At 69.0% G+C, this 25,997-nt stretch carries 24 protein-coding genes; 12 read left to right on the forward strand and 12 right to left on the reverse strand.

Annotated features, from left to right (window positions below; genetic code table 11):
• The first annotated feature begins 231 nt into the window (after positions 1-231).
• On the forward strand, positions 232-915 hold the full coding sequence (locus ACW174_RS14845) for a P-loop NTPase family protein (protein ID WP_492015201.1): 684 nt from the start codon (positions 232-234) through the stop codon (positions 913-915).
• Between the two features lie 21 nt (positions 916-936).
• Here ACW174_RS14845 and ACW174_RS14850 read toward each other — a convergent pair whose 3' ends face one another.
• Entirely contained in the window at positions 937-2,610 is a 1,674-nt protein-coding gene (locus ACW174_RS14850) for a response regulator (RefSeq protein ID WP_492015202.1), read from the reverse strand.
• Positions 2,607-4,097, reverse strand: coding sequence for an ATPase domain-containing protein (locus tag ACW174_RS14855; RefSeq protein WP_492015203.1), 1,491 nt, complete (start codon positions 4,095-4,097; stop codon positions 2,607-2,609). The genes ACW174_RS14850 and ACW174_RS14855 overlap by 4 nt, the downstream gene beginning before the upstream one ends.
• A 197-nt stretch (positions 4,098-4,294) precedes the next feature.
• On the opposite strand from ACW174_RS14855, the gene ACW174_RS14860 reads away from it, so the two are divergent.
• Positions 4,295-4,702, forward strand: coding sequence for an RcnB family protein (locus ACW174_RS14860; RefSeq protein WP_492015204.1), 408 nt, complete (start codon positions 4,295-4,297; stop codon positions 4,700-4,702).
• A gap of 66 nt (positions 4,703-4,768) precedes the next feature.
• Here ACW174_RS14860 and gatB read toward each other — a convergent pair whose 3' ends face one another.
• The gene (gatB, locus tag ACW174_RS14865; RefSeq protein WP_492017298.1) at positions 4,769-6,280 is read right to left on the reverse strand and encodes an Asp-tRNA(Asn)/Glu-tRNA(Gln) amidotransferase subunit GatB; all 1,512 of its coding nucleotides are present in this window, start codon (positions 6,278-6,280) and stop codon (positions 4,769-4,771) included.
• A 131-nt stretch (positions 6,281-6,411) separates the two neighbouring features.
• Between gatB and ACW174_RS14870 the strand changes: the two genes are divergently transcribed.
• On the forward strand, positions 6,412-7,899 hold the full coding sequence (locus ACW174_RS14870; RefSeq protein ID WP_492015205.1) for a DUF1800 domain-containing protein: 1,488 nt from the start codon (positions 6,412-6,414) through the stop codon (positions 7,897-7,899).
• Positions 7,896-9,056, forward strand: coding sequence for a DUF1501 domain-containing protein (locus ACW174_RS14875; protein ID WP_492015206.1), 1,161 nt, complete (start codon positions 7,896-7,898; stop codon positions 9,054-9,056). The genes ACW174_RS14870 and ACW174_RS14875 overlap by 4 nt, the downstream gene beginning before the upstream one ends.
• A 154-nt stretch (positions 9,057-9,210) precedes the next feature.
• Here the strand turns inward: ACW174_RS14875 and gatA are convergent, their stop codons facing one another.
• The 3 genes from gatA to ACW174_RS14890 all read right to left on the reverse strand — a co-directional run bounded on the left by gatA (position 9,211) and on the right by ACW174_RS14890 (position 11,613).
• On the reverse strand, positions 9,211-10,689 hold the full coding sequence (gene gatA / locus ACW174_RS14880; RefSeq protein WP_492015207.1) for an Asp-tRNA(Asn)/Glu-tRNA(Gln) amidotransferase subunit GatA: 1,479 nt from the start codon (positions 10,687-10,689) through the stop codon (positions 9,211-9,213).
• 5 nt (positions 10,690-10,694) lie between these two features.
• The gene (gene gatC, locus ACW174_RS14885; protein WP_492015208.1) at positions 10,695-10,982 is read right to left on the reverse strand and encodes an Asp-tRNA(Asn)/Glu-tRNA(Gln) amidotransferase subunit GatC; all 288 of its coding nucleotides are present in this window, start codon (positions 10,980-10,982) and stop codon (positions 10,695-10,697) included.
• A gap of 82 nt (positions 10,983-11,064) precedes the next feature.
• Positions 11,065-11,613 (reverse strand): hypothetical protein, encoded by a 549-nt coding sequence (locus ACW174_RS14890; protein ID WP_492015209.1) that lies wholly within the window; start codon positions 11,611-11,613, stop codon positions 11,065-11,067.
• A gap of 73 nt (positions 11,614-11,686) precedes the next feature.
• Here ACW174_RS14890 and ruvX point away from each other — a divergent pair, with 73 nt between their 5' ends.
• The 7 genes from ruvX (at position 11,687) to topA (ending at position 19,877) form a co-directional block, all read left to right on the forward strand.
• Positions 11,687-12,151, forward strand: coding sequence for a Holliday junction resolvase RuvX (gene ruvX, locus ACW174_RS14895; RefSeq protein WP_492017299.1), 465 nt, complete (start codon positions 11,687-11,689; stop codon positions 12,149-12,151).
• On the forward strand, positions 12,148-13,071 hold the full coding sequence (locus ACW174_RS14900; RefSeq protein ID WP_492015210.1) for an AEC family transporter: 924 nt from the start codon (positions 12,148-12,150) through the stop codon (positions 13,069-13,071). Before ruvX ends, ACW174_RS14900 begins: the two co-directional genes overlap by 4 nt.
• Positions 13,072-13,094: 23 nt before the next feature.
• Positions 13,095-14,075, forward strand: coding sequence for an aspartate carbamoyltransferase catalytic subunit (locus ACW174_RS14905; RefSeq protein WP_492015211.1), 981 nt, complete (start codon positions 13,095-13,097; stop codon positions 14,073-14,075).
• A complete protein-coding gene (gene pyrC, locus ACW174_RS14910) occupies positions 14,072-15,373 on the forward strand; it encodes a dihydroorotase (protein ID WP_492015212.1) in 1,302 nt (433 codons plus the stop codon). Before ACW174_RS14905 ends, pyrC begins: the two co-directional genes overlap by 4 nt.
• An 83-nt stretch (positions 15,374-15,456) precedes the next feature.
• A complete protein-coding gene (plsY, locus tag ACW174_RS14915) occupies positions 15,457-16,095 on the forward strand; it encodes a glycerol-3-phosphate 1-O-acyltransferase PlsY (protein ID WP_492017300.1) in 639 nt (212 codons plus the stop codon).
• Positions 16,092-17,174: a DNA-processing protein DprA gene (dprA, locus tag ACW174_RS14920; RefSeq protein WP_492015213.1), complete on the forward strand. Its 1,083-nt coding sequence runs from the start codon at positions 16,092-16,094 to the stop codon at positions 17,172-17,174. The genes plsY and dprA overlap by 4 nt, the downstream gene beginning before the upstream one ends.
• 78 nt (positions 17,175-17,252) lie before the next feature.
• Positions 17,253-19,877, forward strand: coding sequence for a type I DNA topoisomerase (gene topA, locus ACW174_RS14925; protein ID WP_492015214.1), 2,625 nt, complete (start codon positions 17,253-17,255; stop codon positions 19,875-19,877).
• A gap of 14 nt (positions 19,878-19,891) precedes the next feature.
• Here topA and ACW174_RS14930 read toward each other — a convergent pair whose 3' ends face one another.
• From ACW174_RS14930 to ACW174_RS14940, 3 genes are all read right to left on the reverse strand, one after another.
• Positions 19,892-20,311 (reverse strand): J domain-containing protein, encoded by a 420-nt coding sequence (locus tag ACW174_RS14930; RefSeq protein WP_492015215.1) that lies wholly within the window; start codon positions 20,309-20,311, stop codon positions 19,892-19,894.
• Positions 20,308-21,147 carry a division plane positioning ATPase MipZ gene (locus tag ACW174_RS14935; RefSeq protein ID WP_492015216.1) on the reverse strand — a complete coding sequence of 280 codons (840 nt, stop codon included), beginning with the start codon at positions 21,145-21,147 and terminating at the stop codon, positions 20,308-20,310. Before ACW174_RS14935 ends, ACW174_RS14930 begins: the two co-directional genes overlap by 4 nt.
• 161 nt (positions 21,148-21,308) lie before the next feature.
• A complete protein-coding gene (locus tag ACW174_RS14940) occupies positions 21,309-21,974 on the reverse strand; it encodes an SPOR domain-containing protein (RefSeq protein ID WP_492015217.1) in 666 nt (221 codons plus the stop codon).
• Between the two features lie 72 nt (positions 21,975-22,046).
• Between ACW174_RS14940 and panC the strand changes: the two genes are divergently transcribed.
• Complete coding sequence (panC, locus tag ACW174_RS14945; RefSeq protein ID WP_492015218.1) at positions 22,047-22,907, forward strand: pantoate--beta-alanine ligase; 861 nt, start codon at positions 22,047-22,049, stop codon at positions 22,905-22,907.
• Here panC and ACW174_RS14950 read toward each other — a convergent pair.
• The 3 genes from ACW174_RS14950 to ACW174_RS14960 all read right to left on the reverse strand — a co-directional run bounded on the left by ACW174_RS14950 (position 22,904) and on the right by ACW174_RS14960 (position 25,931).
• Positions 22,904-23,680 carry a chorismate mutase gene (locus ACW174_RS14950; protein ID WP_492015219.1) on the reverse strand — a complete coding sequence of 259 codons (777 nt, stop codon included), beginning with the start codon at positions 23,678-23,680 and terminating at the stop codon, positions 22,904-22,906. The genes panC and ACW174_RS14950 overlap by 4 nt on opposite strands.
• Before the next feature lie 227 nt (positions 23,681-23,907).
• The gene (locus ACW174_RS14955) at positions 23,908-24,495 is read right to left on the reverse strand and encodes a prephenate dehydratase domain-containing protein (RefSeq protein ID WP_492015220.1); all 588 of its coding nucleotides are present in this window, start codon (positions 24,493-24,495) and stop codon (positions 23,908-23,910) included.
• Between the two features lie 62 nt (positions 24,496-24,557).
• On the reverse strand, positions 24,558-25,931 hold the full coding sequence (locus ACW174_RS14960; RefSeq protein WP_492015221.1) for a class II 3-deoxy-7-phosphoheptulonate synthase: 1,374 nt from the start codon (positions 25,929-25,931) through the stop codon (positions 24,558-24,560).
• Positions 25,932-25,997: the final 66 nt, after the last annotated feature.

Here is a 25,997-nt window from a genome sequence, read left to right on the forward strand (position 1 = left end):
GCGGCCGCCGAAGGCTCCCGGCGCGGCAGGCGCACAAAAAAGCGTCCCATGCGTTCGATGACTCCGCTGTGTTCGCTTGGCTGCACGCCCTGTGCGGTCCGCCCGACGGCGCATTCTGAAGGCGGCATACGTCACTATTGGACGCACCGATCCACAGGGCGCGCCGTTCCGTCCACGGACGGTCACACCGCAAATCGTGGCGCCAGCGTCGCATCTGCTATGGTGAACGCGATGACGAGCCGCCTGCCCGCCTTCGATCAGATGCGTCTGCCCCTCCAGAGCGACCTGCCGGAGGGGGCGGACAGCTTCGTCGTGTCCGACAGCAACCGCGCGGCGGTGAAGGCGCTGGCGGACTGGCCCAACCTGATCGGCGGGGTCATGGCCATCTGCGGCCCGGCCGGCAGCGGCAAGAGCCGCCTGGCCCAGATGTGGGCCGAGCGGGTCGGCGCGGTCGCCTTCCACGGCGGCGAAGCGGCCCTGATCGATCCGATGGAGATCGAGGGCCGTCCGGTGTTGCTGGACAGGGCGATGGACGCAGACGACGAAACCCTGTTCCACCTGATCAACCTGGCCCAGGCGCCGGGCGGAGCGATGCTCATGGTGTCCCGCCCTGCCCCGTCGGCTTGGGCGGTGGAGCTGCCGGACCTGCGCTCGCGGCTGGACGCCGTCATCAGCGTGCCGGTCGAGGCGCCCGACGACCCGGTGCTGGCCGCCATGCTTGAGGCCCGCTTCGCGGAGCACGGCATCCGCCCGGCCAAGGACGTCATTCCCTATCTTCTGCGCCGCATCGACCGGTCCGCGGCGGCGGCGGAGGCTGTGGTGGAGCGACTGAACGCCTTGCACCGGCCCGTCACGCGGTCGTTGGCGCGGGAAGCGCTGGAGGGTGGCGAAGACAGCGGAGAGCTGTTCGACTGAGCCGGGCCGGCGCCGCGGGGTCTAGGCGACCGCCAGCGCCAGCTTCTCACCGAGTTCACCGGCCTTGAAGGGCTTGTGCACCACGCGATCGTCCGGCGCCGCCGCCAAGGCTTCGGCGTCCGCATAACCGGTCGCGAACAGGATCGGGACGGCAGGACGGGTGCGCTGCATTGCGCGCGCGACCTCGGCGCCGTTCATTCCCGGCATGGCGAAGTCGAGGATGACCGCCGAGATATCCTCTCGCGTCTCGAAGACATCCAGGGCGGCCCCGCCGCTGCCGGCCTCAAGGATCCGATAGCCGAGATCGGTCAGGATGCCGGCGGTGACTTCGCGCACGGCGTCGTCATCGTCCACGACCAGAACGACGATGTTGTCGGACGGCGCGGCCTGCGATGTGTGGAGCGCCTCCGGCTCGGGAACCGGCTGGGCGTAGGCGCGGGGCAGGTAGAGGTGAATGGTCGTCCCCTCTCCCGCAACCGTGTCGATGGTGACGCCGCCGCCGGACTGTTTGGCCAGGCCGAACACCTGACTGAGACCGAGGCCGGAGCCTTTCCCCACCGCCTTGGTGGTGAAGAACGGCTCGAACGCGCGCGCCAGAACCGCCTCCGTCATGCCGGAGCCGTCGTCGCAAACCGAAACGACGACATGCTCGCCGGCGGGCGGCTGCTCGGGCAGTTCAGGTTCAGGCGTCACGACGTTCGCCGTGCTGATCTTGAGCGTCCCGCCCACGTCCATGGCGTCGCGCGCGTTAATGGCCAGGTTCAGGATGACCAGTTCGATCTGGGTGGGATCGATCATGGCGGGCCAGAGGTCTTCGGCCAGATCCGGCTCCAGGATGTGGACGCTGCCCCCGATGGTGCTCTGGAGCAGGTCCCGCATGCTGCGAACCGTATCGTTGAGATCAACGGCGCGGGGTTCGAGTTTCTGCCGACGGGAAAAGGCCAGCATCTGCGCGGTCAGTTGCGCCCCGCGCCGCGACGCCTCTCCCATCATGGACAGGCGGCGTTTCACGCCGGGATCATCGGTTCGCTTCTGTAGCTGTTCAACGTTGCCGAGGATGACCGTCAGCAGGTTGTTGAAGTCATGCGCGACACCCGACGTCAGCTGGCCCACGGCCTCAAGCCTCTGGGCCTGACGCAGCGCCGTCTCGGCCTTCTCACGCTCGGCGATCTGGGTCGCGAGCTGGCGGTTGGCGGCCTCGAGTTCCTCGGTCCGTTCGAACACGCGACGTTCGAGCAAAGCCTCGGCCTTGCGAATCTCCTCGATGCGTTCCCGCGCCTCATACTGGCGGCTGCGACCCCGCAGGGCGGTGCGAACCGCGCTGACCAGGGTGGTGGGGTGGAAGGGCCGCTCCAGAAAGCCGACATTGCCCAAGGCCGACGACAGACGCTGCGCCACCGGGTTGCGTTCGACGCTCCCGCCACGCTGGGTCAGGATCAGGAACGGAAAATCCGACCACGACGGCTGATCGGCGATCCAGCCCGACAGGTCGCCAAGGTCGGCGGAGCGCAGGACGTCGTCGACGATCACGGCCAGACCCGCGCCCTCGCGCATGCGCGCGACGAGGTCCGCGATATCCCGGCAAAGCAGGGCCGAGACGCCCGCCTCCCCCAGGATGGCCGTCGCGATTGCGCCGTCACGGCCGGAGGGTGTCAGGACAAGGGCGCGCTCGGAAAGGGTGCCGCCACCGCTCATGCGCCGGGATCGCCCATGAGGCCCGAGCCGGGTCCGACAAAGTTGGGCACGCCGCGCAGAACGCCCTGGAACTCGCTGAGCGGTTCGCCGAGCGAGAGACCGCCGCCGCCGATGCTGAACTCGCGAATGGTGTTCTCGTGTTCGCCAGACCGCTTCTTGATCACCGAAACCGCGCGACGGACGTTACCCACCGCCTCGAAGTAGCGGAGCAGGATCACGGTGTCGGCCAGATAGGTGACATCGACCGGCGCCTTCATCTCTCCGACCAGACCGTGCTGGGCGACCGTGAGGAAGGTCGAAGCCCCCTGCCGGTTCAGGAACTGCAGCAGTTCATGGATGTGCAGGATCAGGAACTGTTCCTGGGGCATGGCGGCCTGGTAGCCGTTCAGGCTGTCGATCACCACGGTCTGGATTTTCTGATCGGTGACGCCGTTGCGAACGCGCGATGCGAATTCGCCGGGCGACAGCTCCGCGGCGTCCACCTGCTCAATGATCAGCGAGCCCTCTTCTTCCATCGACCGCAGATCGATGCCGAGCTTCATCATGCGGTCATAGAGAAGGCCCAGCTCTTCATCGAAGATGAAAAGGGCCGCCTTCTCGCCGCGCCGGACCGCCGCGACGGCGAAATTGATGGCGAACAGTGACTTGCCGGTCCCCGCCGGGCCCAGAATAAGGGCGCTGGACCCTCTCTCCAGGCCGCCGCCCAGCAGCGAATCGAGCTCGCGCACGCCGCTTGAGATCGGGGTTCGGGCAAAGGCGGTGTGGTGTTCAGAGGCGACGATCCGGGGGTAGACCTCAAGCCCGCCCGTCTTGATGGTGAAGTCGTGATAGCCGCCGCGAAAGCGTCGGCCGCGATATTTGATGACCCGGACCCGGCGGCGTTCGGCGCCGTATTCGGGCGCCAGCTCCTGAAGCTGGATGACCCCGTGCGCGACGCTGTGGACCGTCTTGTCATTCACGTCCGTCGTGAGGTCGTCGAGCAGCAGGACGGTCGCGCCGTGCTTGGCGAAATAGTGCTTCAGCGCCAGAACCTGACGGCGATAGCGCAGGGAGCTCTGGGCCAGCAGCCGGATCTCGGAGAGGCTGTCGATCACCACGCGTCGGGGCGTGCTGGATTCGACCGCCTCAAAGATCATCCGGGTCGTTTCGCCCAGCTCCAGGTCGGAGGAGTACAGCAGGCTCTGTTGCTGCTGTTCATCAAGCAGGCTTTCCGGCGGGACCAGTTCGAAGATGCTGACGCCGTCGAGAGACCAGCCGTGGGATTCCGCGGTTCCGCGCAGCTCCTCCTCGGTTTCGGACAGCGTGATGTAGAGGCCGACCTCGCCCGCGCGGACGCCCTCGAGGAGGAAGCGCATGGCGGCGGTCGTCTTCCCCGTCCCGGGCGCGCCCTCAAGGAGATAGACACGCTCCCGCTCCAGCCCTCCGGCCAGAATGTCGTCCATGCCGACAACGCCGAATCCGGCGTCTCTGGTCTCTGTCTGAAGCATGAATGATCGTCCGGACTTGGGTGGCAGCTGCGCCATAACGCGTACAACGTCCGTTGGTTACACAGAAGCGCCGAACCGTCCGCAGCCTGTCATGCCCGTTCAGCGCGGGTTCATGGCGCGAGGTCGAAAGTGGGCGTCAGTCGGGTCCTTCGTCGTGATCCTCCCCGGTCCCGGCGTCCTGAACAAGGAGACGCAAGATGAAGATGAACAAACCTCTGATCGCGGGCCTTGCCGCCCTCGCCACCCTCGCCACCCCCATGGCCGCCGCCGCCCAGTCGTGGCGCGGCGACCGCGACCGGGATGGCCAGTACGAGCGCTGGGAACGTCGCGCGGACCGCAACCGCCATGACGGCGGCCGCTATACGGAGCGCGAACGGCGCAATGACTACCGCCGCTATGAGCGCGACCAGCGCCGTGACTACCGCCGCTGGCAACGCGGCGCCGTGGTGCCGCGTGAATATCGCCGCAGCTGGTATGTGAACGACTACCGTCGCTACGGTTATTCGCAGCCGCCGCGCGGTTATGGCTACTACCGCACCGACACCGGCGACGTCGTGCTGGCGGCCATCGCCACCGGCGTGGTGATCTCGCTGCTGAGCCGTTAAGCGGCAGCCTGAAATGAAAGAGCCCGCCCGGATCGCTCCGGGCGGGCTTTTTGTCGGATGCGGGGGTTACAGCCCGAGCTTGGCCTTCAGGATGTCATTGACCGCGGCCGGGTTGGCCTTGCCGCCGGTGGCCTTCATGACCTGGCCGACGAACCAGCCGAGGGCCTGGGGCTTCTCGGCGACGGCGGCGGCCTTGTCGGGGTTGGCGGCGATGATCTCGTCGACGGCCTTTTCGATCGCGCCGGTGTCGGTGACCTGCTTCAGGCCGTGTTTCTCGACGACCTCGGCGGGCGAGCCCTCGCCGTTCCAGACGTGGTCGAACACCTCTTTGGCGATCTTCGAGGAGATGACATTGGTCTCGATCAGCTCGACCAGCTGGGCCACGTGGGCGGCGGGCAGCGGGTTCTCGCTGAACTCCTTGCCGTCTGCGGTCAGACGGGCCGAGACCTCGTTGGTGACCCAGTTGGACACCAGCTTGGCGTCGCGCCCCTTCGCCGCTTCCTCGAAATAGTCGGCCTTGGCCTGATCCGAGATCAGGACCACGGCGTCGTATTGCGACAGGCCGTACTGGCTCATCAGACGACGGCGCTTCTCGTCGGGCAGTTCCGGCAGGGAGGCGCGGATGTCGTCGATCCAGGCCTGCTCCAGCTCGAGCGGCAGCAGGTCGGGGTCGGGGAAGTAGCGATAGTCCATCGCCTCTTCCTTGGAGCGCATCGAGCGGGTCTCGCCGGCGGTCGGATCGTAGAGGCGGGTCTCCTGATCGATCTTGCCGCCGTCCTCGAGGATCTCGATCTGACGGCGGGCCTCATAGTTGATGGCCTGGGAGATGAAGCGGAACGAGTTGACGTTCTTGATCTCGCAGCGCGTGCCCAGATGGCTGAAGTCGCCGGTGGCCTTGAACTTCTCGTACTGACCGGGACGGCAGACCGACACGTTGACGTCGGCGCGCAGATTGCCCTTCTCCATGTCCCCGTCGCAGGTGCCGAGGTACATCAGGATGGTGCGGATCTTCTTGACGTAGGCGACCGCCTCTTCCGGCGAGCGGATGTCGGGACGCGAAACGATCTCCATCAGGGCGGTGCCCGCGCGATTCAGGTCGACGAACGACTCGGTCGGCGACAGGTCGTGGATCAGCTTGCCCGCGTCCTGTTCCAGATGCAGGCGCTCGATGCCGACGTTGAAGAAGGAGCCGTCCTCGGCCTCGACCTCGACCACGCCCTCGCCGACGATCGGATAGAAGAGCTGGCTGATCTGATAGCCGGTGGGCAGGTCGGGGTAGAAATAGTTCTTGCGGTCGAACTGGCTGCGCAGGTTGATCTTGGCCTTCAGGCCCAGCCCCGATTTCACGGCCTGTTCGACGCAGTGTTTGTTCAGCGTCGGCAGCATGCCGGGGAAGCCGGCGTCGACCAGCGACACCTGTTCGTTCGGACCCGCGCCGAAGCCGACGGCGGCGCCGGAGAAGAGCTTGGCCTTCGACGCCACCTGGGCGTGGATCTCCAGCCCCATGACGAGTTCCCAGTCGCCGGTGCGACCCTTGATGGTCATGGCGTTCGAAGCGGTGGCGGTCGTGTCGGTCATGCGGTCCAGATGGCCTACGGACCGGGCGCGGTCAAGAAATCCGGCGTCTGAAACCGGGCGGAAATCGAGGCGGCGACGGATCGCGGCGGGCGATGCGTTCATTCTGTATCCCGAACCGACACGAGGCCCCGATGACCCGCAACGGACCGCCCTCCCCCGCCCTGGACGCCGTCGTCGCCCTGACCCGCTTCGGCCTGGGGGCGCGGGCGGGGGAAATCGAGGGTGTCGCGCGGGATCCGAAAGGCTGGCTGGAGGCGCAGGTGACGCCCGGCGGGGCGCCGGTTCCGGCCGGCGCGTTCGAAACCTCCGAGCAACGGCTGCAGAGCTATCAGGCCTATCAGGCGATGGCGGCCCAGGCCCGGCGGACGCGGGAGGCGCCGGCCGAACCGGGCGCGCCGGCAATGGCGGCGGACGCCCCGCCCTCTCCCGCCCAGGCCGCCGCCGACGCCCGACGGGACAGTCGCCGCGATCTCGCTCAGGACACGGCGCGAGAGTTCCTGGCCCGGGCCCAGCTGGGCGCGACGACCGACGCGGGTTTCGCTGAACGCTGGGCGCTGTTCTGGGCCAATGCCTTCACCGCCTCGGCGACCAAATTCACCGCCGCCGTCTTCATGGGCCAGTACGAGCGCGAGGCGATCCGACCGCATGTGTTCGGCCGGTTCGAGGATCTGGCGCTGGCGGCGGAAACTCATCCGGCCATGCTGCTGTATCTGGACCAAGCGCAGTCGGTGGGACCGAACAGTCCGGCGGGCGAGCGGCGTCAGGCGGGGCTGAATGAAAACCTCGCCCGCGAGATTCTGGAGTTGCACACGGTGGGGGCCGACGGCGGCTACACCCAGGCCGACGTGACCGAGTTCGCGCGCGCCCTGACCGGCTGGTCGACGGCGGGCCGGGGTGGGCCTCAGGCGCGGGGTCAAGGACGCGGACGCCGCGCGGCGATGCAGGCGGACGCGCCGGGCGACAACGGCTTCGCCTTCCGGGCCCGGGTGCATGAGCCGGGCGAGCGGACGGTCATGGGCCGCCGCTATCCGGCGGGGGGAGCGGAACAGGGTCGCGCCATCCTGAAAGACCTGTCCAACCGTCCGGAGACGGCGCGACGGCTGGCGCGCAAGATCGCCGTGCATTTCGTGGCCGACGATCCGCCGCCCGCATTGGTCAGCGCGCTGGAGCGGGCCTGGACCGGCTCGGGCGGCGATCTGGCGGCGGTGGCCAGGGCCCTGATCGCCGCGCCCGAAAGCTGGGCGCCCGAGGCGCGCAAGGTGAAGACGCCCTATGAGTTCGTGATCTCGGCCCATCGCGCCATGGGCACACGTCCGCAGCGGGTTCCGCAGCTGCAGCAGGCGCTGCTGGCCATGGGGCAGCCGGCCTGGTCGGCGCCCTCGCCCGAGGGCTGGCCCGACACGGCGGCCGACTGGGCCGGGCCGGACGCCCTGGTCAAGCGACTCAACTGGGCCAAGGGCGTAGGCGACATGGCCTCGACCGCGGACGCCGTCGCCTTGGCCGAAGGCGCACTGGGCGAGCGGTTGAGCGACCGCAGCCGCCAGTTCGTGGCCCGCGCCGAAAGCCGGGCCGAGGCCGTCACCCTGTTCCTCATGTCGCCGGAGTTCCAGCGCCGATGACCCATTTATCGATGAACCGCCGCCTGCTGCTGGGCGGCTCCATGGCCGGGATCGGCCTGGCCTTCGCGGGTCGCACCGCAGCGCAGGCGCGCGGCCCCGCACCCAAGCTGGTGGTGGTGATCGCCCGCGGTGCGATGGACGGGCTTTCCGTCACCGTGCCGACGAGCGACCCGAACTACGCCGCCCTGCGTGGCGGTCTGGCGATCGACGGGGCGCTGACGATGCGCGACGGCTTCGGCCTGCACCCCGCCCTGCCCGGCCTGAAGGCGATGTACGACGCGGGCCAGCTGCGCTTCGCCCCGGCGGCGGCGATCCCGGTGCGGGTGCGCTCGCATTTCGATGCGCAGGACGTGCTGGAGAACGGCGGCGAGGGTCTGCGGTCGCAGGCGGACGGCTGGCTGAACCGGGCGCTGGCGGCGACGGGCGGCGGCGCGCTGAAGGGGTTGTCGGTCGGGGCGCAGACGCCGCTGATCCTGCGCGGGGCGGCGGAGACCTCCGGCTGGGCGCCGGGCGGTCAGGTCAAGGGCGAAGACCGGATCGCCTCCCTGCTGCAGGACCTCTATGTCGACGACCCGCTGCTGCAGGGCAATCTGGCGCGCGGGCTGGAGACGGAAGCGATGGCCATGGCGGCCGGCGACACCTCGCTGCGGCGCAATGACGTCAACGGGCTGGGTCAGGCCGTGGCCCGGCTAATGACCGGCGACAACGGCGCCGATGTGGTGGCCCTGTCCATCGACGGCTGGGACACCCATGCCCGCCAGAACGGCCAGATGCAGACCCGGTTGACCGGGCTGGATCAGGTCATCGGCGGCATCCATGACGGACTGGGCGCGCAGTGGGCGAACACCATGGTCGTGGTCGCCACCGAGTTCGGGCGGACGGCGCGGGCCAACGGGACGCAGGGCACGGATCACGGCACGGGCTCATCCCTGCTGGTCGCGGGCGGGGCGCTGAAGCCCGGCGGCCTGATCGGCGACTGGCCGACCCTGGCCGACAACCGCCTGTTCGAGGGCCGCGATCTGGCGCCGACCATCGACGTACGCTCGGTGTTCAAGGGCGTTCTGCGTGACCACCTTGGGGTGGACCGGGCGGCGCTGGACAGCCGGGTCTTCCCCGGCAGCGCGGCCGAGGCGCCGACGCTGGACGGACTGGTCTGACGAAAAAGGGCGGCCGAAAAGCAGGAACCGGCCGCCCGAAGGTCGTTGCTCTCGGGGAGTTCACGCAGAGCCGGTCCAGGATGGCCGGCGCGGCGCCGGCCGTCCTTGATCCAGATCAGAACCGGCCGCGCCGGTCCGGGCGGTCGCTAGCGCTTCACCACCACTTGTCGGGACGCGCTGTGAAGCCGGCGGACTGTTCAAGCACATCGGCGACCTGGAAGACGGTCGCTTCGTCCAGCGCCTTGCCGATGACCTGAAGGCCGAGCGGCAGGCCGCCCGCGTCGACGCCGGCGGGCACCGAAATGCCCGGCAGGCCGGCCAGGTTGGCGGTCACGGTGAAGATGTCGTTCAGGTACATCTGCAGCGGATCGACCTGCTTGTCGCCGAGGGCGAAGGCGGCCGAGGGGGTGGACGGCGTCAGGATGGCGTCGACCTGGCCCCAGACGTTATCGAAGTCCTCGGCGATGCGGCGGCGGACCTTGAGGGCGCGGACGTAATAGGCGTCATAGAAGCCCGCCGACAGGACGTAGGCGCCGATGGTCAGACGGCGCTGGACCTCCTTGCCGAAGCCCTCGGCGCGCGAGGTCTCGTAGAGGTCGTTCAGCGATTTGGTATCCGCCGCGCGATGGCCGAAGCGCATGCCGTCGTAGCGCGCCAGGTTCGAGGAGGCCTCGGCCGGCGCGACGATGTAGTAGGTCGGCAGGGCGTATTTGGTATGCGGCAGGCTGATCTCGACGATCTCGGCGCCGGCGGCCTTGAGCCACTGGACGCCCTGATCCCACAGGGCCTGGATTTCGGCGGGCATGCCGTCGACGACGTATTCCCTGGGCACGCCGATGCGCAGGCCCTTGACGCCCTTGCCGAGGCTGGCGGTCCAGTCGGGCGTGGGGACGTCGAGGCTGGTCGAATCCTTGACGTCGAACGAGCACATCGAGCGCAACAGGATGGCGGCGTCCTCGACCGTCTTCGTGATCGGCCCGGCCTGATCCAGCGAGGAGGCGAAGGCGACCATGCCGAAGCGGCTGGCGCGGCCATAGGTGGGCTTGATGCCGACCGTGCCGGTGAAGGCGGCGGGCTGGCGGATCGAACCGCCAGTGTCCGAGGCCGTGGCGGCCAGGCAGAGGTCGCCGGCGACGGCCGAGGCCGACCCGCCCGAGGACCCGCCCGGGGTCAGGTCGGCGTTGGAACCCGATGACTTCCACGGATTGACCACAGGGCCGAAGGCCGAGGTCTCGTTGGACGAGCCCATGGCGAACTCGTCCATGTTGAGCTTGCCCAGCATGACCGCGCCGTCGGCCCACAGGTTGGACGTGACGGTCGATTCATAGGGCGGCACGAAGCCGCGCAGCATGTTGGAGCCGGCGGTCGTCTGGACGCCGTCGGTGCAGAACAGGTCCTTGATGCCCAGCGGCGCGCCTTCCAGCGCCCCGCCCTCGCCCTTCGCCAGACGGGCGTCGGAGGCGCGGGCCATGTCCAGCGCCTTGTCCGTGGTCTGGACGACGTAGGCGTTCAGTTTCGGATTGGCGGCGTCGATGTTGGCGACGAAGGCCCTGGTGATCTCCTCCGAGGAGAAGTCGCGGGCCTTGAGGCCGTCGAGCGCGGCCTTGAGCGTGAGCTTGGTCAGGTCGGTCATGGTTCTTACTCGACCACCTTGGGCACGACGAAGAAGCCGTCCGCCGACTTCGGGGCGTTCGACAGGACCGCGTCGACCTTGGCGCCGTCGGTGACCACGTCCTCGCGCAGGCGCAGCGGCTGGGCCACGTTCGAGGTCATGGGCTCGACGCCGTCGACGTCGACCTCATTCAGCTGTTCGATCCACGCCAGGATGCCGTTCAGCTCCTGGGCCAGCGGCTCGAGCCGCTCTTCGGGGGTCTTGATGCGGGCGAGGTGCGCCACCTTGCGCACAGTCGCGACGTCGACGGCCATGCGGCCCTCCAAATGCGAAACCTGAGCGGGCGGGATTAGCGGTCCGGGCCGGGATTCACAAGGATTCCCGCGCGAAACCGGCCTAGCGCGCGGGGGTGACCGTGATCGTGGCGGGCGGAGCCTCGTCCGCGCCCGGCGTCCAGCTGACGAGCAACCGGCGTTCGCGCTTGCCGATCTGCCCCGTCGTGTCGTCCAGCACGCTCTCCTCGACCCGGAGATCGACGCGGCCCGGCGCTTCGGACAGGACCTGGTAGTCGAGAACGTCGCCGATGCGGAACACGGCCCAGCCCTCCGCCGACGATCTGAAGAAGGCGATGTCGGTATAGAGGCCGTTCATGGCCGGATCGCCGCCCGCCGTGCCGAACAGCTTGACCGTGGGGCCGCCCTGTTTCGTCAGCACGTCCAGCTTCACGACCGAGGCGGCGGACTGGCTGCTCTCGTCCGTCGAGGGCTGTACCGTCGCGGGCGCCCCGGCGGCGACCAGCGGTGGCGTCGTCGGCGCGGACTGGCTGGCGGGCAGCGCGGGCGTCGGGGCCTGCGCTTGCGGCACGGCCTCCTTGCGGGTTTCGGTCCCGGAATCGCAGGCGGCGAGGCCCGCGAGCGCGGCGGCGAACAGGAGCGGATGCTTCATCGAACTCTCCCCAATCGGCGAAGCACAGACATTGCACTTTGACTCCCCGCCTCGCCAGTCCTACCGCGACATCGTGACCGTCCTGACCCTTGAAGAGCTCGCCGCAGCGACCCCGCCGAAGACCCCTTGGCTGGGGCTTGATCTGGGCGAGAAGACCATCGGCGTGGCCGTGTCCGATGTGACGCGCATCATCGCCAGCCCGCTACAGCTGATCCGCAAGGCGAAGTTCACCGACGACGCCAATGCCGTGCTCAAGCTGATGGACGGGCGGAATGCGTCGGGGCTGGTGATCGGCCTGCCGCTGAACATGGACGGCAGCGAGGGGCCGCGCGCCCAGTCGTGTCGCGCCTTCGCCCGCAATCTGCAGCGCATCCGGCAGGTGCCCGTGACCTTCCAGGACGAGCGGTTGTCGACCACGGCGGTCGAGCGGTTCCTGATCGACGAACTGGACCTGACCCGCAAACGTCGCGCCGATGTGGTGGACCGCACAGCGGCCGCCTGGATCCTGCAGGGCGCGCTGGATCGTCTGAACGGATGATCGGCCTGCTCGCCGGCATTCTGCCGGTCTTCTCGCTGATCGCCATCGGCTACGGCCTGAGGAAGTCGGACTTCCTGCCCGACGCGACCTGGCGGCCGATCGAAAAGCTGTCGATCAACCTGCTGTACCCCGGCTTTCTGATCCCCGCGATCTGGAACGCCGACCTGTCGGGCGGCAGCGCGGGCGCGGCGGCGGCGGCGGCGGTCACGGCGGTGCTGATCGTCGGCGCCTGCGCGCTGCTGGCCAAGCCGTTCCTGAAGATCGAGGGACCGGCCTACACCAGCGTCTTCCAGGGCGTGATCCGCTGGAACAGTTTTGTCTTCTTGCCGGTCATCCAGGCCACCTTCGGCGCCGAGGGCCTGGCGCTGGCGGCGGTGATGATCGCGTCGATCATTCCGGTGACCAATATCGCCTGCGTCGCCGTGCTGGCGCGCTGGGGGGCGGATCAGCGCGGCATGTCTCCGCTGGCGCTGACCCGGGCGATGTTGAGCAATCCGATCCTCGTGGCCTGCCTGACCGGACTGGCGCTGAACTTCCTGAAGGTCCCGCCGATCCCCGGCGTCTCGGACACGCTGGAGCTTCTGGGCGCGGCGGCCTTGCCACTGGGGCTGATCGTGGCCGGCGCGGGGCTGAGCTTCGCGGAGGTGGCGCGGCGCAAATGGACGGTCGCCGCCGTGACCGGGATCAAGCTGGGGATCATGCCGCCGCTGATGTGGGGGCTTTGCGTGCTGTATGGCGGCGATGAGCTGGCGCAGGGCACGGCCCTGCTGTGCGGCGCGGCGCCCGGGGCGGCGGCGGCCTATCTGCTGGCGCGGCAGATGGGCGGCGACGCCCCGCTGATGGCCGGGATCGTGGCCCTGACGACCGTCGGCAGCGCCGCGAGCATTCCGATCCTGCTGGCGCTGTTCCATTTGGCCTGATCAGGCCCTATAGGCGGGCCTCGATGACCCAGCCCGATGTCACCGACCTGATTCACGAACGGCTGGCGCCGTTCCCCCGCGATCATTTCCTGTCCGCAGGCGATCTGAACGCCGCGACCGTCCCGCCGCTGCTGGACCTCGCCGACGCCTTCGTCGACTTCAACCGGCAGTCGGCCAAGTCACTCGACATCATGCGTGGCCGCACGGTCATGAACCTGTTCTTCGAGAACTCGACGCGGACCAGCGCCTCGTTCGAGATCGCGGCCAAGAGGCTGGGCGCCGATGTGACGGCCCTGTCGCCAAAAACCTCCTCGGTGGCCAAGGGCGAGACCCTGATCGACACCGCGGCGACGCTGAACGCCATGAAGCCCGACGTGCTGGTGGTGCGCCACGCGGCCTCGGGCGCGGCGGCCCTGCTGTCGCAGAAGGTCGGCTGCGCGGTCGTGAACGCCGGCGACGGGCGGCACGAGCATCCGACCCAGGCCCTGCTGGACCTGCTGAGCCTGCGCCGGGCGTTCGGCGACGTCGGCGGGCTGACCGTGGCGATCTGTGGCGACATCGCCCACAGCCGGGTGGCGCGCTCCAATGTGGCCCTGTTGTCGATGATGGGGTCGCGCGTCCGCCTGATCGGACCGCCGACCCTGGTGCCGGGGGATGCCGATCGCTGGGGCTGCGAGGTCTTCCACGACATGAAGGACGGCCTGCAAGGCGTTGATGTCGTTATGATGCTGCGCCTTCAGCTGGAGCGGATGGAGGGCGCGCTGGTGCCCTCGACCCGCGAGTATTTCCGCTTCTGGGGTCTGGACCGCGAAAAACTGGCCTGGGCCCGGCCGGGCGCGAAGGTGATGCATCCCGGCCCGATGAACCGGGGCGTGGAGATTGATTCCGACGTGGCCGACGATCTGTCGGTCTCGCTCATTCAGGATCAGGTCGAGATGGGCGTCGCGGCCCGGATGGCCGTGCTGGCCGCCCTGTCCGTGCGTCGCGAAGGAGCCGGCCAGTGAGCGCCCCCGATTCCAGGGCCTTGGCCATTCTGAACGCCCGCCTGCTGGACCCGGCGACCGACTACGACGGTCCCGGCGCCCTGCTGATCGTCGACGGGATCATCACCGAGGTGATCCGGGGCGCCCATGGCCACATTCCGGACGGGGTCGAGGTCATCGACGCCGGCGGCCTGTGCCTCGCGCCCGGACTGATCGACATCCGGGTCAAGACGGGCGAGCCCGGCGACGAGCCGAAGGAAACGCTCAAGTCCGCCAGCCTGGCCGCCGCGGCGGGCGGGGTGACCACCATCGTCGTCCAGCCCGATACCACCCCGGCCATCGACGATCCGGCGATGATCGACCACATCCAGCGGCGCGGCGCGGCCCTGAACCTCGTCAACGTCCGCGCGGCGGGCGCGGCGACCAAGGGCCGTGACGGCCAGCGCATGGCCGAGATCGGCCTGATGGACGAAGCCGGCGCGCTGTATTTCACCGACGGCGACCATGTCATCGCCAACACCCGTACCCTGCAGCGGGTGATGAGCTACGCCGCCGCCTTCAACGCCCTGATCGCCTGCCGCCCGGCTGATCCGTGGCTGAGCGAGGGCGCGGTGGCGACCAGCGGGGAGCTGGCGACCCGGCTGGGCCTGTCAGGCGTTCCCGCGATCGCCGAACGCATCCAACTGGAACGCGATCTGGCGCTGGTCGAACAGACCGGGGCGCGGTTCCTGGTGGACCAGATCTCGACCGAAGGCGCGCTGGAGACGCTGGCGCGGGCGCGCGGCAAGGGGCTGGAGGTCGCCGCCTCGGTATCGATCAACCACCTCTGCTTCAACGAGCTGGATATCGGCGACTACCGCACCTTCTACCGGCTGGACCCGCCGCTGCGGCCCGAGAGCGACCGGCAGGCGCTGATCGAGGCGGTGCGCGAGGGGCTGATCGACGCCATCACCAGCGCCCACGCCCCGGCCCCGGCCGAGGACAAGCGCCGTCCGTTCGCTGAGGCCGCGCCGGGGGCCGTCGGTCTGGAGACCCTGCTGCCCGCCGCCCTGACCCTGCATCACGAGGACGGGCTCGACCTGCTGGATGTGTTGCGCCCCCTGACCTCGGGCCCGGCCGCCCTGCTGGGGCTGGACGCGGGCGTGCTCAAGGCCGGCGCTCCGGCGGATCTGGTGCTGTTCGACGTCGGCGCGCCGATCGTGGTGGATGCCGACGCGCTGAAGTCCAAGTCCAAGAACTCGCCGTTCGACGGACGTCGGCTGCAGGGCAAGGTCCTCGGGACCTGGGTCGGCGGTCGACGCGTTTACGGGACGGACTGACGGGCGCGGGCCGAATCAGCGGAAACTGCGCTTCAAGACGCGCGAAGTCGTGATACACACGTATTGGCTGTATGGGGGTTGAGGTGCAGGATCTGGTCGGACCCGCAATCGGGACGCTCGCCCTCGTGGCGGTCGGCGGCTACCTGCTGGGCTCGATCCCGTTCGGCGTGATCCTGACCCGCGCCGCGGGCGCGGGCGATGTGCGCCAGATCGGCTCCGGCAACATCGGCGCGACCAATGTGCTGCGCACGGGCCGCAAGGATCTGGCGCTGGCGACCCTGCTGCTCGACGCCGGCAAGGGCGCGGCGGCCCTGCTGATCGCGCGCTGGCTGTTCGGCAGTGAGGTCGCGGGCGCCATCGCCGGCGGCGCGGCCTTCCTCGGCCACCTGTTCCCCGTCTGGCTGGGCTTCAAGGGCGGCAAGGGCGTCGCCACCTTCTTCGGCCTGTTGCTGGCGGCCTATTGGCCACTGGGCTTGCTGGCCGGCGCGACCTGGATCCTCACCGCGATCTTGTTCCGGATCTCATCACTCTCTGCCCTTGTCGCCTCGGCGGCCGCGCCGCTCTATGCGTTCGCACTGCCGCTTTTTGTTTGGGCTTACGCTCCGATGCCAGTGGTCATCCTGGCGGCGGCGACTGCGGCGCTGATCTGGGTGCGGCACGCAGAGAACATCGCCCGCCTTCTGAAGGGGACCGAACCCCGGATCGGCGCGAAGAAGGGGTGACCCTTTCCCACGCAGAGCGTTTCGCGCGCCTGCGTCTGGCGCGGACCGACCAGGTCGGTCCGGTGACGTTTCGACAGTTGCTGCAGCGTTTCGGCTCGGCGGAGCGCGCGCTGGAAGCCCTGCCCGACCTGATCCGGCGCGGGGGCGCACACGGACGCGCCGTCCCGCCGGCCGAACAGATTGAGCGCGAGCTGGAGGCAGGCGAACGCGCCGGTGCCCGGCTGATCGTGCTGGGCGACGACGACTATCCGCAGATGCTGGCCGCTGTCGATCCGCCGCCGCCGCTGTTGTGGACCCGCGGTGACACCGGCCTGCTGACCCGCCCCTGTATCGCCGTGGTCGGAGCGCGGATCGCATCGGCCGGCGGCCAGAGGATCGCGCGGGGCCTGTCGCAGCAGCTAGGGCTGGCCGGGCATGTGGTGGTGTCCGGCCTGGCGCGCGGCATCGACGGCGCGGCTCATGCCGGAGCGTTGCCGACCGGAACGGTGGCCGTTCTGGGCGGCGGGGTAGACGACATCTATCCGCCGGACAACGCCGACCTGTACCGCCAGATCGTCGAACAGGGCTGTATTGTCTCGGAGAGCCCGGTCGGGGCGCGGGCACAGGCGAAGGACTTCCCCCGCCGCAATCGCATCATCTCGGGCCTGTCGCGCGGGGTCATCGTGGTCGAGGCCGAGATCAGGTCCGGCTCGCTGATCACCGCCCGGTTGGCCAATGAGCAGGGCCGCGACGTCTTCGCCGTGCCCGGCTCGCCGCTGGACCCCCGCTCGAAGGGGCCGAACGAACTGCTGCGGCAGGGCGCCATCCTGTGCGAGGGGCTGGACGACATCGAGCGGGAGTTCGGACGGGTCCGGGCCGTGCGCGAACCGCCGGCCGACAATCCGTTCGACGGCGCGCCGGAGGACGTGGACGCGGACCTGATCGAGCGGGTGGCCGCCCTGCTGTCGCCTACCCCCACGCCCCGGGACGAGCTGGTCCGCGCCGCGAACGCACCGATCGGGGCGGTGGCCGCGGCCTTGCTGGAGTTGAGTCTGGCGGGCCGCGCGACGCTTCTGCCCGGGGGAATGGCGGCGCTCTGACACCATAGATTCCTTGGCCGATTGACAGCGAGGCTTCGGCCAACCACGTTCCCGCCCCTTCGAAAGGCCCCTCCCCTAATGAATCTCGTCGTTGTCGAAAGCCCCGCGAAGGCCAAGACCATCAATAAGTACCTCGGCCCGGACTACACGGTCCTGGCGTCCTACGGACACGTCCGCGACCTGCCGTCGAAGGATGGGTCGGTGCTGCCCGACGACGATTTCGCGATGACCTGGGAGATCGACGCCAAGGCTTCAAAACGTCTCAGCGAGATCGCTGAAGTCGCCAAGCGGTCCGACCGCGTCATCCTCGCGACCGACCCGGATCGCGAAGGAGAGGCGATCAGCTGGCACGTTCTGGAGATCCTGCAGAAGAAGAAGGTGCTGAAGGACACGGTCGTCCAGCGGGTCACCTTCAACGCCATCACCAAGTCCGCCGTGCTGGAGGCCATGGCCGCCCCGCGTGACGTGGATATGGAGCTGGTCGAGGCCTATCTGGCCCGCCGGGCGCTGGACTATCTGGTGGGCTTCACCCTGTCGCCGGTGCTGTGGCGCAAGCTGCCGGGCGCCCGGTCGGCCGGTCGGGTGCAGTCGGTCGCCCTGCGCATCGTCGTCGATCGCGAGATGGAGATCGAGAAGTTCCGGGCGCAGGAATACTGGTCTGTCGAGGCCGATCTGGCCGCCGACAGCCCGCCGTTCACCGCCCGTCTGGTCAAGCACGCCGGCAAGCGGGTGCAGCGTCTGGACATCATCTCGGAAGCCATGGCGACCGCCGCGCGCGACGCCATCAAGGCCGGGACCTTCACGATCAATTCGGTCGAGAAGAAGCCGGTCAAACGCGCGCCCAGCCCGCCCTTCATGACGTCGACCCTGCAGCAGGAAGCGTCGCGCAAGCTGGGCTTCACCGCCCAGCGGACGATGCAGGCGGCGCAGAAGCTGTACGAAGGCGTCGACGATCAGGGCGGCCTGATCACCTACATGCGGACCGACGGCCTGTTCGTCAGCCCCGAGGGCATCGCCCAGGCGCGAGAGGTCATCGGCCAGCGGTTCGGACCGGCCTACGTTCCGGAACAACCTCGGTATTACAAGACGAAAGCCAAGAACGCTCAGGAAGCGCACGAAGCCATCCGTCCGACCAATATGGCGCGCGCGCCCGAGACCCTGCGTCTCGATAGCGACCTGCAGCGCCTGTACGAACTGATCTGGAAGCGCACCATCGCCAGCCAGATGGAGTCCGCCAAGCTGGACCGGACCACGGTCGAGATCGAGGAGCCGACGGGTCAGACCGCCCTGCGCGCGACCGGTCAGGTGGTCGCCTTCGACGGCTTCATGGCCGTCTATGAAGAGGGTCGCGACGAGAAGCAGAAGGGCGCCGAGGACGATGAGGACGACACCACCCGCCTGCCCTCGCTGAAGGAAGGCTCGACCGCCAAGGTCGAGGCCATCCGCACCGACCAGCATTTCACCGAGCCGCCCCCGCGCTTCTCGGAAGCAACCCTGGTCAAGAAGCTGGAAGAGCTGGGCATCGGTCGTCCGTCGACCTACGCCTCGATCCTGACCACCCTGCGCGACCGCGAATACGTCCGCATGGACAAGAACCGCTTCTATCCGGAGGACAAGGGACGGCTGGTCACGGCCTTCCTGGAACAGTTCTTCCGCAAATGGGTCGAGTACGATTTCACCGCGGCGCTGGAGACGCGCCTCGATGAGGTGTCCGCGGGCGAGTTGAACTGGAAGGTGCTGCTGCGCGACTTCTGGACCGACTTCCATGCGGCGACGAGCGCGGCGGGTGAGCTTCGCACCACGGCCATCCTCGATGCGCTGAACGAGTCCCTCGGCGCGCACATCTTCCCGCAGAAGGAAGACGGGTCCGATCCGCGCGAATGCCCCCTGTGCCATCAGGGCCAGCTGAGCCTGAAGACGAGCCGCTTCGGCGCCTTCGTCGGCTGCTCGCGCTACCCGGACTGCAAATACACCCGCCCGGTCGCGGCGCCTGACGCCGAAGGCGGCGGGGCCGACGGCGGCGATCGCACCCTGGGCAATGATCCGGCGACGGGTCAGCCGGTCGAACTGAAGATCGGCCGCTTCGGTCCCTATGTGGAGACCATGCCGCTGGATGCGGACAAGCCGAAACGCTCGTCCCTGCCCAAGGGCTGGAGCCCCGCGTCGCTGGAGCTGGAACAGGCCCTGCGCCTGCTGGCCCTGCCGCGCGAGGTGGGCGTCCACCCCGAGGACGGCAAGCTGATCACAGCCGGTCTGGGCCGCTACGGGCCCTTCGTGCTTCACGCGGGAACCTACGCCAATGTCTCTGACATTGATGAGGTTTTCGAGGTCGGCCTGAACCGGGCCGTGGCCCTGCTGGCCGAGAAACGCGCCGGGCGTCCAGGGCGTGGCTCGGCCGTCGCGCCGCTGAAGGAACTGGGCGAGCACCCCGAAGACAAGGCGCCCGTGCAGGTCATGGCCGGCCGGTTCGGACCCTATGTGAAGTGGGGCAAGGTCAACGCCACCCTGCCCAAGGGCACGGCGCCCGAGGACATGACGCTGGAGGCCGCGCTGCCGCTGCTGGCCGAACGGGCCGCCAAGGCTCCGGCGGCCAAGACCAAGAAGGCGCCGGCGAAGAAGGCCGCGGCGCCCAAGAAGGCCGCCGCCAAAAAACCTGCCGCCAAGAAGGCCCCGGCCAAGAAGAAGGCGGCGGCGGAGGACTAACCCTCCGTCCCGTCCTATCGCTTCAGAAGATGGTCCCGCGCCGCGTTCAGGCGCGCGGCCAGCCCCTGTGTGCCGCCCTGATCAGGGTGGGCGCGGGCCATCAGCCGCTTCCAGGCGGTATTGATCTCGGCTTTTGTGGCGGAGGCGGAAACGCCCAGCAGCGCGCGCGCCTCGGTATCCGTCATGCCCTCGGCGCGGGGCGGCAGGGGCCGGTGGCGCGAGGCCAGGGTCAACCACAGGCCCGCGCCGATCAGGCCCGAGCCCAGCAGCCAGCCGCCCTTGGCCAGAGCCAGCGCGCCGCCTCCGATCATCACGGCGCTGAACAGGGTGGCGGTGACGCGCCACTGGCCGCGCCCGGCCCGCTCGCCCTGACGGCCGAGACGAATCAGGGCCCAGACGGCGACCGCCGCCAGGACCAGCCAGAGCGGGCTCAAGCGGCGGCGTCGAGCGGGTTGTCGAGCTTGCCGCCCTCAAGGCCCAGCGACTGCATCAGATTGCGCAGTTCCTGCCGCGCGGCCACGTGGGCCAGCGACACGGCCACCGGGCGGACGTCGTTCGACAGGTCGGCGACGGTCAGGCCGAAGGGGAACAGCTCGCGGTAGATGACCCGGTCGCGCAGGCCCGGCCCCATGCGGAAGCCGACACGCTTGGCCAGCTTCTGCATCCGCTCTTCCAGACGACGCCGGTTGCGGGCTTCGGCCACGGCCAGACGGTTGGTGACCACGATCCAGTCGATCTGGGCGTGCCGGCCCTGGGTGATCGCCCGATGCTTGCGGGCCTCCCAGACGCTCTCGGAGTAGATCGAGGGCTTGAGCAGATCGAGCGTGACCGGATCAACCTGACCCAGAAGGTCGAAGTCGACGAAGCTGTCGTTCATGGGGGTGACGATCTGGTCGGCCAGCCCGTGGGCGGTGCGCGACAGCACGGTGTCGCCGCCGGGGGTGTCGATCAGAATGACATCGGCGGTGTTGCGGGCTTCGGCGAAGGCGGACTCGAAGCGGCTGAGTTGCTCGGCCTCGCCTGCCTTGGCCAGCACCTTGCCGTCGCCCATGTCAGGCTCGATCGGCATCGGCAGGCTCTGGCCGTTGGCCTCGGTCCAGGCGGCGCGGTTGGCGAAGAATTTGGCCATCGAGCGCTGGCGCAGGTCCAGATCGATGATCGCCACGCGCTTCCCGGCATGAAGCAGGCCGGTGACGATATGGATGGCGAGCGTGGACTTGCCCGCCCCACCCTTTTCGTTGCCGACGACGATGACCGTAGGGTCAGCCATGGTTCAGATCCTGATGCGGCCGCCGACTCAGGCGCGGCCCGTAGGTAGGCAGAATTGGCCTACCGGAGCCGCCCGTCAACGAAGGCGTATCAGCCGTCTGTGGACTGGCGGGTCGGGTGCAGGGTTGCGCGGACGCGACATCGAGGCGGAGCGGACAGCTCTTATGCCGGGCGACGGCACCACGGGTCGTCGATCCCGGCGGCGGCGCAGAGGGCGGCGGCGCCGGCGGCGGGGGCGCGGACCTTGAGGCGGACCAGATCGCGCCCGTTGACCGAGACCGGCTCGAAGGTCGGCGACAGACCCTCCAGGGCCCAGCCCGCGGCGCCCGAGGTCAGGCGGCTCCAGGCCGCACGGGCGGACTGTTCGTTGGAAAAGGCGCCCAGCTGGACCAGTCCGCGGCCGGTGCGGACGGGCGCGGCGCGAGGCGGCTGTTCGGCGCGCGCCGGCGTAAGTGCGGAACGCAGCGGTGTACGCTCGACGGCGCGTTGCAGGCGGGCGCGGCCCTCGGCCACGGCGGCCTCGACCACGACCGGGGCGGCGGCTTCGGCGGCGTCGCCCATGACGCCGTAGCGGGCGTCCCACAGCGCGACGTCCTCCATGACTTCGACCTTCAGCGCGGGACGGAGGCCGGTATCGGCGGTGCGGACCGGCCGGGCCGGGGCCGGGTCGGCTGCCGGTTGCGGCGCGGAGCCGTCCAGCGGCACCGAGGCGATACGCCCTGCGAGGTTCTCGAAACGGTGCGGATCGCTGTCGACCATGCCGCAGGCGCTGACGCCCGCGGTCAGGAACAAGGCCAGCACTGGACGGATCAGGAGGCTCGACGTCATAAGACCCACCCTACCCGGCAGGTTTTGCCGCACAGTTCACAGACACGCCTAACGCGCAGGGTTAATACGTTCATGATGCCCGTCGACCCTTCCCTGCCCATTGTCCGCACCATCGCCGACCTTCGCGAGACCGTAAGCGGCTGGAAGCGTCAGGGGTTCACCGTCGGATTCGTTCCGACGATGGGGGCGTTGCACGATGGCCACTTGTCCCTGGTGCGCGAAGCCCGGCAGCGCGCCGACAAGGTGGTCGCCAGCGTCTTCGTCAACCCGACCCAGTTTGCCCCGACCGAGGATCTGGACGCCTATCCGCGTCAGGAAGGCCGGGACGCCGCGCTGCTGGCAGGCGCGGGCTGCGACCTGCTGTACGCCCCCGCCGTGGCCGAGATGTATCCGGACGGTGTGACCACCACCATCGACGTCGGCGCGCCCGCCGAAGGGCTGGAGGGCGCCTTCCGGCCGCAGATGTTCGGCGGGGTGGCGCTGGTGGTGTCCAAGCTGCTGCATCAGGTCCAGCCGGACGTCGCCGTGTTCGGCGAAAAGGACTGGCAGCAGTTGATGGTGGTGCGTCGCATGGTGCGCGACCTGGATATGCCGGTGGAGATTGTCGGGCTGGCGACCGCGCGGGACGGGCATGGCCTGGCCCTGTCCAGCCGCAACGCCTACCTGTCCGGGGCCGAGCTGGAGACCGCCCGCAAGCTGAACGGCGTACTGGCCGAGGCGGGCGTGAAAGCCCGTGAAGGCGGCGCGATCGCCGACGCCGAGCGCTGGGCCGAAGCGGCGCTCAAGGCCGCGGGTTTTGACAGCGTCGACTATGTCGCCATCCGGCGGGCCGAGGACCTGTCGGTCTTCGATGGGGCGCTGGACGGATCCGCCCGCATCCTCGCCGCGGCGAAGATCGGGCGGACGCGGCTGATCGACAATATGGCGGTCTAGCCGAGCGCGCCGACGCAGCCTTCCGCACCGCCGACGCTGACCGGGGCGTCGGTCAGGGACAGGGTCCAGCCGTGATGGGTCGCGAGGCCCTGACGGCGCACGCCGCCGCCGTCACCGGCGTCGCCGCCGACGTCGACGATGACGCGACGCCCGTTCGGCAGGGCGGCGGGATCGATCTTGCCGACCGCCAGGGCGGTGGGGATGTCGCCGCCGCCGAAGCCGTCGAACACGCTGAGGCCGGTCCACTCACGGCGCAGGCCGGTCCACCAGGCGTCTTCGGTGTTGATGGCCAGGACGGCGACGCCGTGCCCCTCGGCCGCCCACTTGAGAGCGGCCTGCGGATCGCGGACGGCGCGCATGTCGGCTGCGGCGCCGAAGCGCAGGCGGGCGCCGTCGAAGGCGCGGGTCGGCTCGACCGGCGACCAGACCTGCACCTGCATCCGGCCCTGACGGGCCAGACCCCAGCCGACGATCTGGCGCCACAGGCTTTCGACGGCCTCGCGGTTGTCAGGCTCGGCGTTGGCGATCAGGCGGTCCAGGACCATCTTCTCGCGGTCCGGGCGCAGCTTGACGTGCGGCCCGGCGGGCGCGTCCTTGGCCTTGCCGACGCGGGCGGCGATGGCGAGGCGGCGCTGGAACAGGGCCAGCAGTTCGTCATCGAGCAGGTCGATCTCATGGCGCAGCGCGGCCAGGGCCATGTGTTCGGGGGAGAGATCAGCGGGATTGGTCATGGAATGCGGCCAGACCTGCTGCAGGGTAGCGGATTGAGACACGGGAGGGGGACTTTCGATTTCGATACGGCATGAAGCTTTTGCGAGCCGCCGCCCCTAACGGGACGGTCGCCGGCGAGGCGGTCAGGACGCGATGCCCGACGCCTCAGCCGGCGTATCGAAAGCCGTAGAAATACAGGCCCGCAACCGCGGTGAAGCGGGCGAAAGAAGTCGCAGCGATGGCTTGCGAACGGACCATGAGCCTCAAAAGCCGCAACAATCGTGCGCGGTCAAGCGATTCCGGCGCTAAGCAGGACGAAACGCGTGCGGTTGTCGCCGGAATCCTGAATGTCGTTGCGCAGGATCGACAGGTCGTAGACCTCCGCGGCGCGCGCCGGCGCGACGGCGGCGCGGGTCAGGTCGCCCGCCTCGGCCACGGCCCGGGCGGCGCCGGCGGTGTCGAAGGCCTCGACAGGCGTGACGCCGAGAGCGGCCAGGGACGCCGGACACTGGCGCAGGGCGATGGGGTGGCTTTCGGCCGTCCTGACCGTGCGCAAAGAGGCGCCGTGCGGCGCCATCAGCGCCAGACGAATGGGGCGCCACACGTCGGAAACGATGGTCAGCCCCGACTGTTCGATCAGGGTGGCGGCGGGTTCGACGCGGCCGATGGTCGAGTTTTCGACCGGGATCAGGGCCGCACCGATCTGGCCCGCCTTCAGCGCGTCGATGACCTCGGCGAAGGTCTCGTAGGCGACGGGCTCGTCCCACGGCCGCAGGTCGGTGCAGGCCTCGTGGCTGAAGGCGCCGGGCGCGCCCTGATAGCCGCAACGGCCGGGGGCTGCGTCGTCGTTCTCGGGGCGTCCGATCTGTTCGGCCATGGGGGTCGTCCTGCGTCTGACGAAAATCTGAGGGGTCGAAGCCGACTGCACAAGCCCCGTCGTCAGGCCGCCTGCGACCGTGATTGCCGTCCGGCCTTGAGGCGTTCGGCGACGAGGAAGGCCAGCTCCAGCGCCTGATCCGCGTTCAGACGCGGGTCGCAGTGGGTGTGGTAGCGGCTGGACAGGTCATCCTCGGTCACGGCCTGAGCCCCGCCCAGACATTCGGTCACATTCTGACCGGTCATCTCCAGGTGGACGCCGCCCGGGTGCACGCCTTCGGCCTCGGCCACATCGATGAAGGTGCGGACTTCGGACATGATCCGCTCGAACGGGCGGGTCTTGTAGCCGTTGCCGGCCTTCAGCGTGTTGCCGTGCATCGGGTCGATCGACCAGATGACCCGCTTGCCCGCGGCCTTCACCGCGCTCATCAGCTTCGGCAGCCGTTCGCCGACCTTGTCCGAACCGAAACGGCCGATCAGGGTCAGGCGGCCGGGGATGTTGTCCGGGTTGAGGGCGTCGATCAGGGGCAGGATGTCGTCCGGCTCCATGGTCGGACCGCACTTCACGCCGATGGGGTTTTTGATCCCCTTCATGAACTCGACGTGGGCGCCGTCCAGCTGACGGGTGCGTTCGCCGATCCACAGCATGTGGGCCGAGGTGTCGAACCAGTCGCCCGAACCGCCGTCCAGACGCGTCAGGGCGCTTTCGACGTTCAGCAGCAGGGCTTCGTGGCTGGTGAAGACCTCGACGCGGCTGAGATCCGGGTGGGTCTCGGGCGTGACGCCGACGGCTTCCATGAAGGCCAAGGCTTCGGTGATCTTGTCGGCCAGCTCGCGGTACTGGGCGCCGGCGGCGTTGTCGCCCGCGAACCCGAGGGTCCAGCGATGGATGTTGTACAGGTCGGCATAGCCGCCGCCCGCGAAGGCGCGCAGCAGGTTCAGCGTCGAGGCCGACTGGTTGTAGGCCTTGAGCAGGCGCTGGGGATCGGGGACCCGTTCCTCCGGCGTGAAGGCCATGCCGTTGATGATGTCGCCCCGATAGCTGGGCAGCTCGACACCATCGATGGCCTCGATGCCGGATGAGCGCGGCTTGGCGAACTGACCGGCGATGCGGCCGACCTTCACCACGGGCTTGCGGCCCGCGAAGGTCAGGACGACGGCCATCTGCAGGATCAGGCGGAAGGTGTCGCGGATGTTGTCGGTCGAGAACTCCTTGAAGCTCTCGGCGCAATCGCCGCCCTGAAGGAGAAAGGCGTTGCCGGCTTCCACGTCCGCCAGCTTGGAGGTCAGGCGGCGCGCCTCACCCGCGAAAACCAGCGGGGGCATGGCCCGCAACTCATCCTCGACACGGTGCAATGCGGCCATGTCGGGATAGTCCGTCGGCATCTGCACGACGGGTTTCTGTCTCCAGCTCTCTGGCGTCCAACGGGTACTCATGCGGCCAAGATAGGCCGATGAGTTCGCGGGGACAACGCGGCGTGTTGGCGGAAATGGCGAGTGTGG

The organism is Brevundimonas sp. AVps31 (assembly GCF_058681355.1).

What these genes read in the sequence shown, in the direction of transcription:
- ACW174_RS14845 (WP_492015201.1), top strand. Translation starts at nt 232, where the DNA reads ATGACGAGCCGCCTGCCCGCCTTCGATCAGATGCGTCTGCCCCTCCAG.
- ACW174_RS14850 (WP_492015202.1), bottom strand. Translation starts at nt 2,610, where the DNA reads ATGAGCGGTGGCGGCACCCTTTCCGAGCGCGCCCTTGTCCTGACACCC.
- ACW174_RS14855 (WP_492015203.1), bottom strand. Translation starts at nt 4,097, where the DNA reads ATGCTTCAGACAGAGACCAGAGACGCCGGATTCGGCGTTGTCGGCATG.
- ACW174_RS14860 (WP_492015204.1), top strand. Translation starts at nt 4,295, where the DNA reads ATGAAGATGAACAAACCTCTGATCGCGGGCCTTGCCGCCCTCGCCACC.
- gatB (WP_492017298.1), bottom strand. Translation starts at nt 6,280, where the DNA reads ATGACCGACACGACCGCCACCGCTTCGAACGCCATGACCATCAAGGGT.
- ACW174_RS14870 (WP_492015205.1), top strand. Translation starts at nt 6,412, where the DNA reads ATGACCCGCAACGGACCGCCCTCCCCCGCCCTGGACGCCGTCGTCGCC.
- ACW174_RS14875 (WP_492015206.1), top strand. Translation starts at nt 7,896, where the DNA reads ATGACCCATTTATCGATGAACCGCCGCCTGCTGCTGGGCGGCTCCATG.
- gatA (WP_492015207.1), bottom strand. Translation starts at nt 10,689, where the DNA reads ATGACCGACCTGACCAAGCTCACGCTCAAGGCCGCGCTCGACGGCCTC.
- gatC (WP_492015208.1), bottom strand. Translation starts at nt 10,982, where the DNA reads ATGGCCGTCGACGTCGCGACTGTGCGCAAGGTGGCGCACCTCGCCCGC.
- ACW174_RS14890 (WP_492015209.1), bottom strand. Translation starts at nt 11,613, where the DNA reads ATGAAGCATCCGCTCCTGTTCGCCGCCGCGCTCGCGGGCCTCGCCGCC.
- ACW174_RS14900 (WP_492015210.1), top strand. Translation starts at nt 12,148, where the DNA reads ATGATCGGCCTGCTCGCCGGCATTCTGCCGGTCTTCTCGCTGATCGCC.
- ACW174_RS14905 (WP_492015211.1), top strand. Translation starts at nt 13,095, where the DNA reads ATGACCCAGCCCGATGTCACCGACCTGATTCACGAACGGCTGGCGCCG.
- topA (WP_492015214.1), top strand. Translation starts at nt 17,253, where the DNA reads ATGAATCTCGTCGTTGTCGAAAGCCCCGCGAAGGCCAAGACCATCAAT.
- ACW174_RS14935 (WP_492015216.1), bottom strand. Translation starts at nt 21,147, where the DNA reads ATGGCTGACCCTACGGTCATCGTCGTCGGCAACGAAAAGGGTGGGGCG.
- ACW174_RS14940 (WP_492015217.1), bottom strand. Translation starts at nt 21,974, where the DNA reads ATGACGTCGAGCCTCCTGATCCGTCCAGTGCTGGCCTTGTTCCTGACC.
- panC (WP_492015218.1), top strand. Translation starts at nt 22,047, where the DNA reads ATGATGCCCGTCGACCCTTCCCTGCCCATTGTCCGCACCATCGCCGAC.
- ACW174_RS14955 (WP_492015220.1), bottom strand. Translation starts at nt 24,495, where the DNA reads ATGGCCGAACAGATCGGACGCCCCGAGAACGACGACGCAGCCCCCGGC.
- ACW174_RS14960 (WP_492015221.1), bottom strand. Translation starts at nt 25,931, where the DNA reads ATGAGTACCCGTTGGACGCCAGAGAGCTGGAGACAGAAACCCGTCGTG.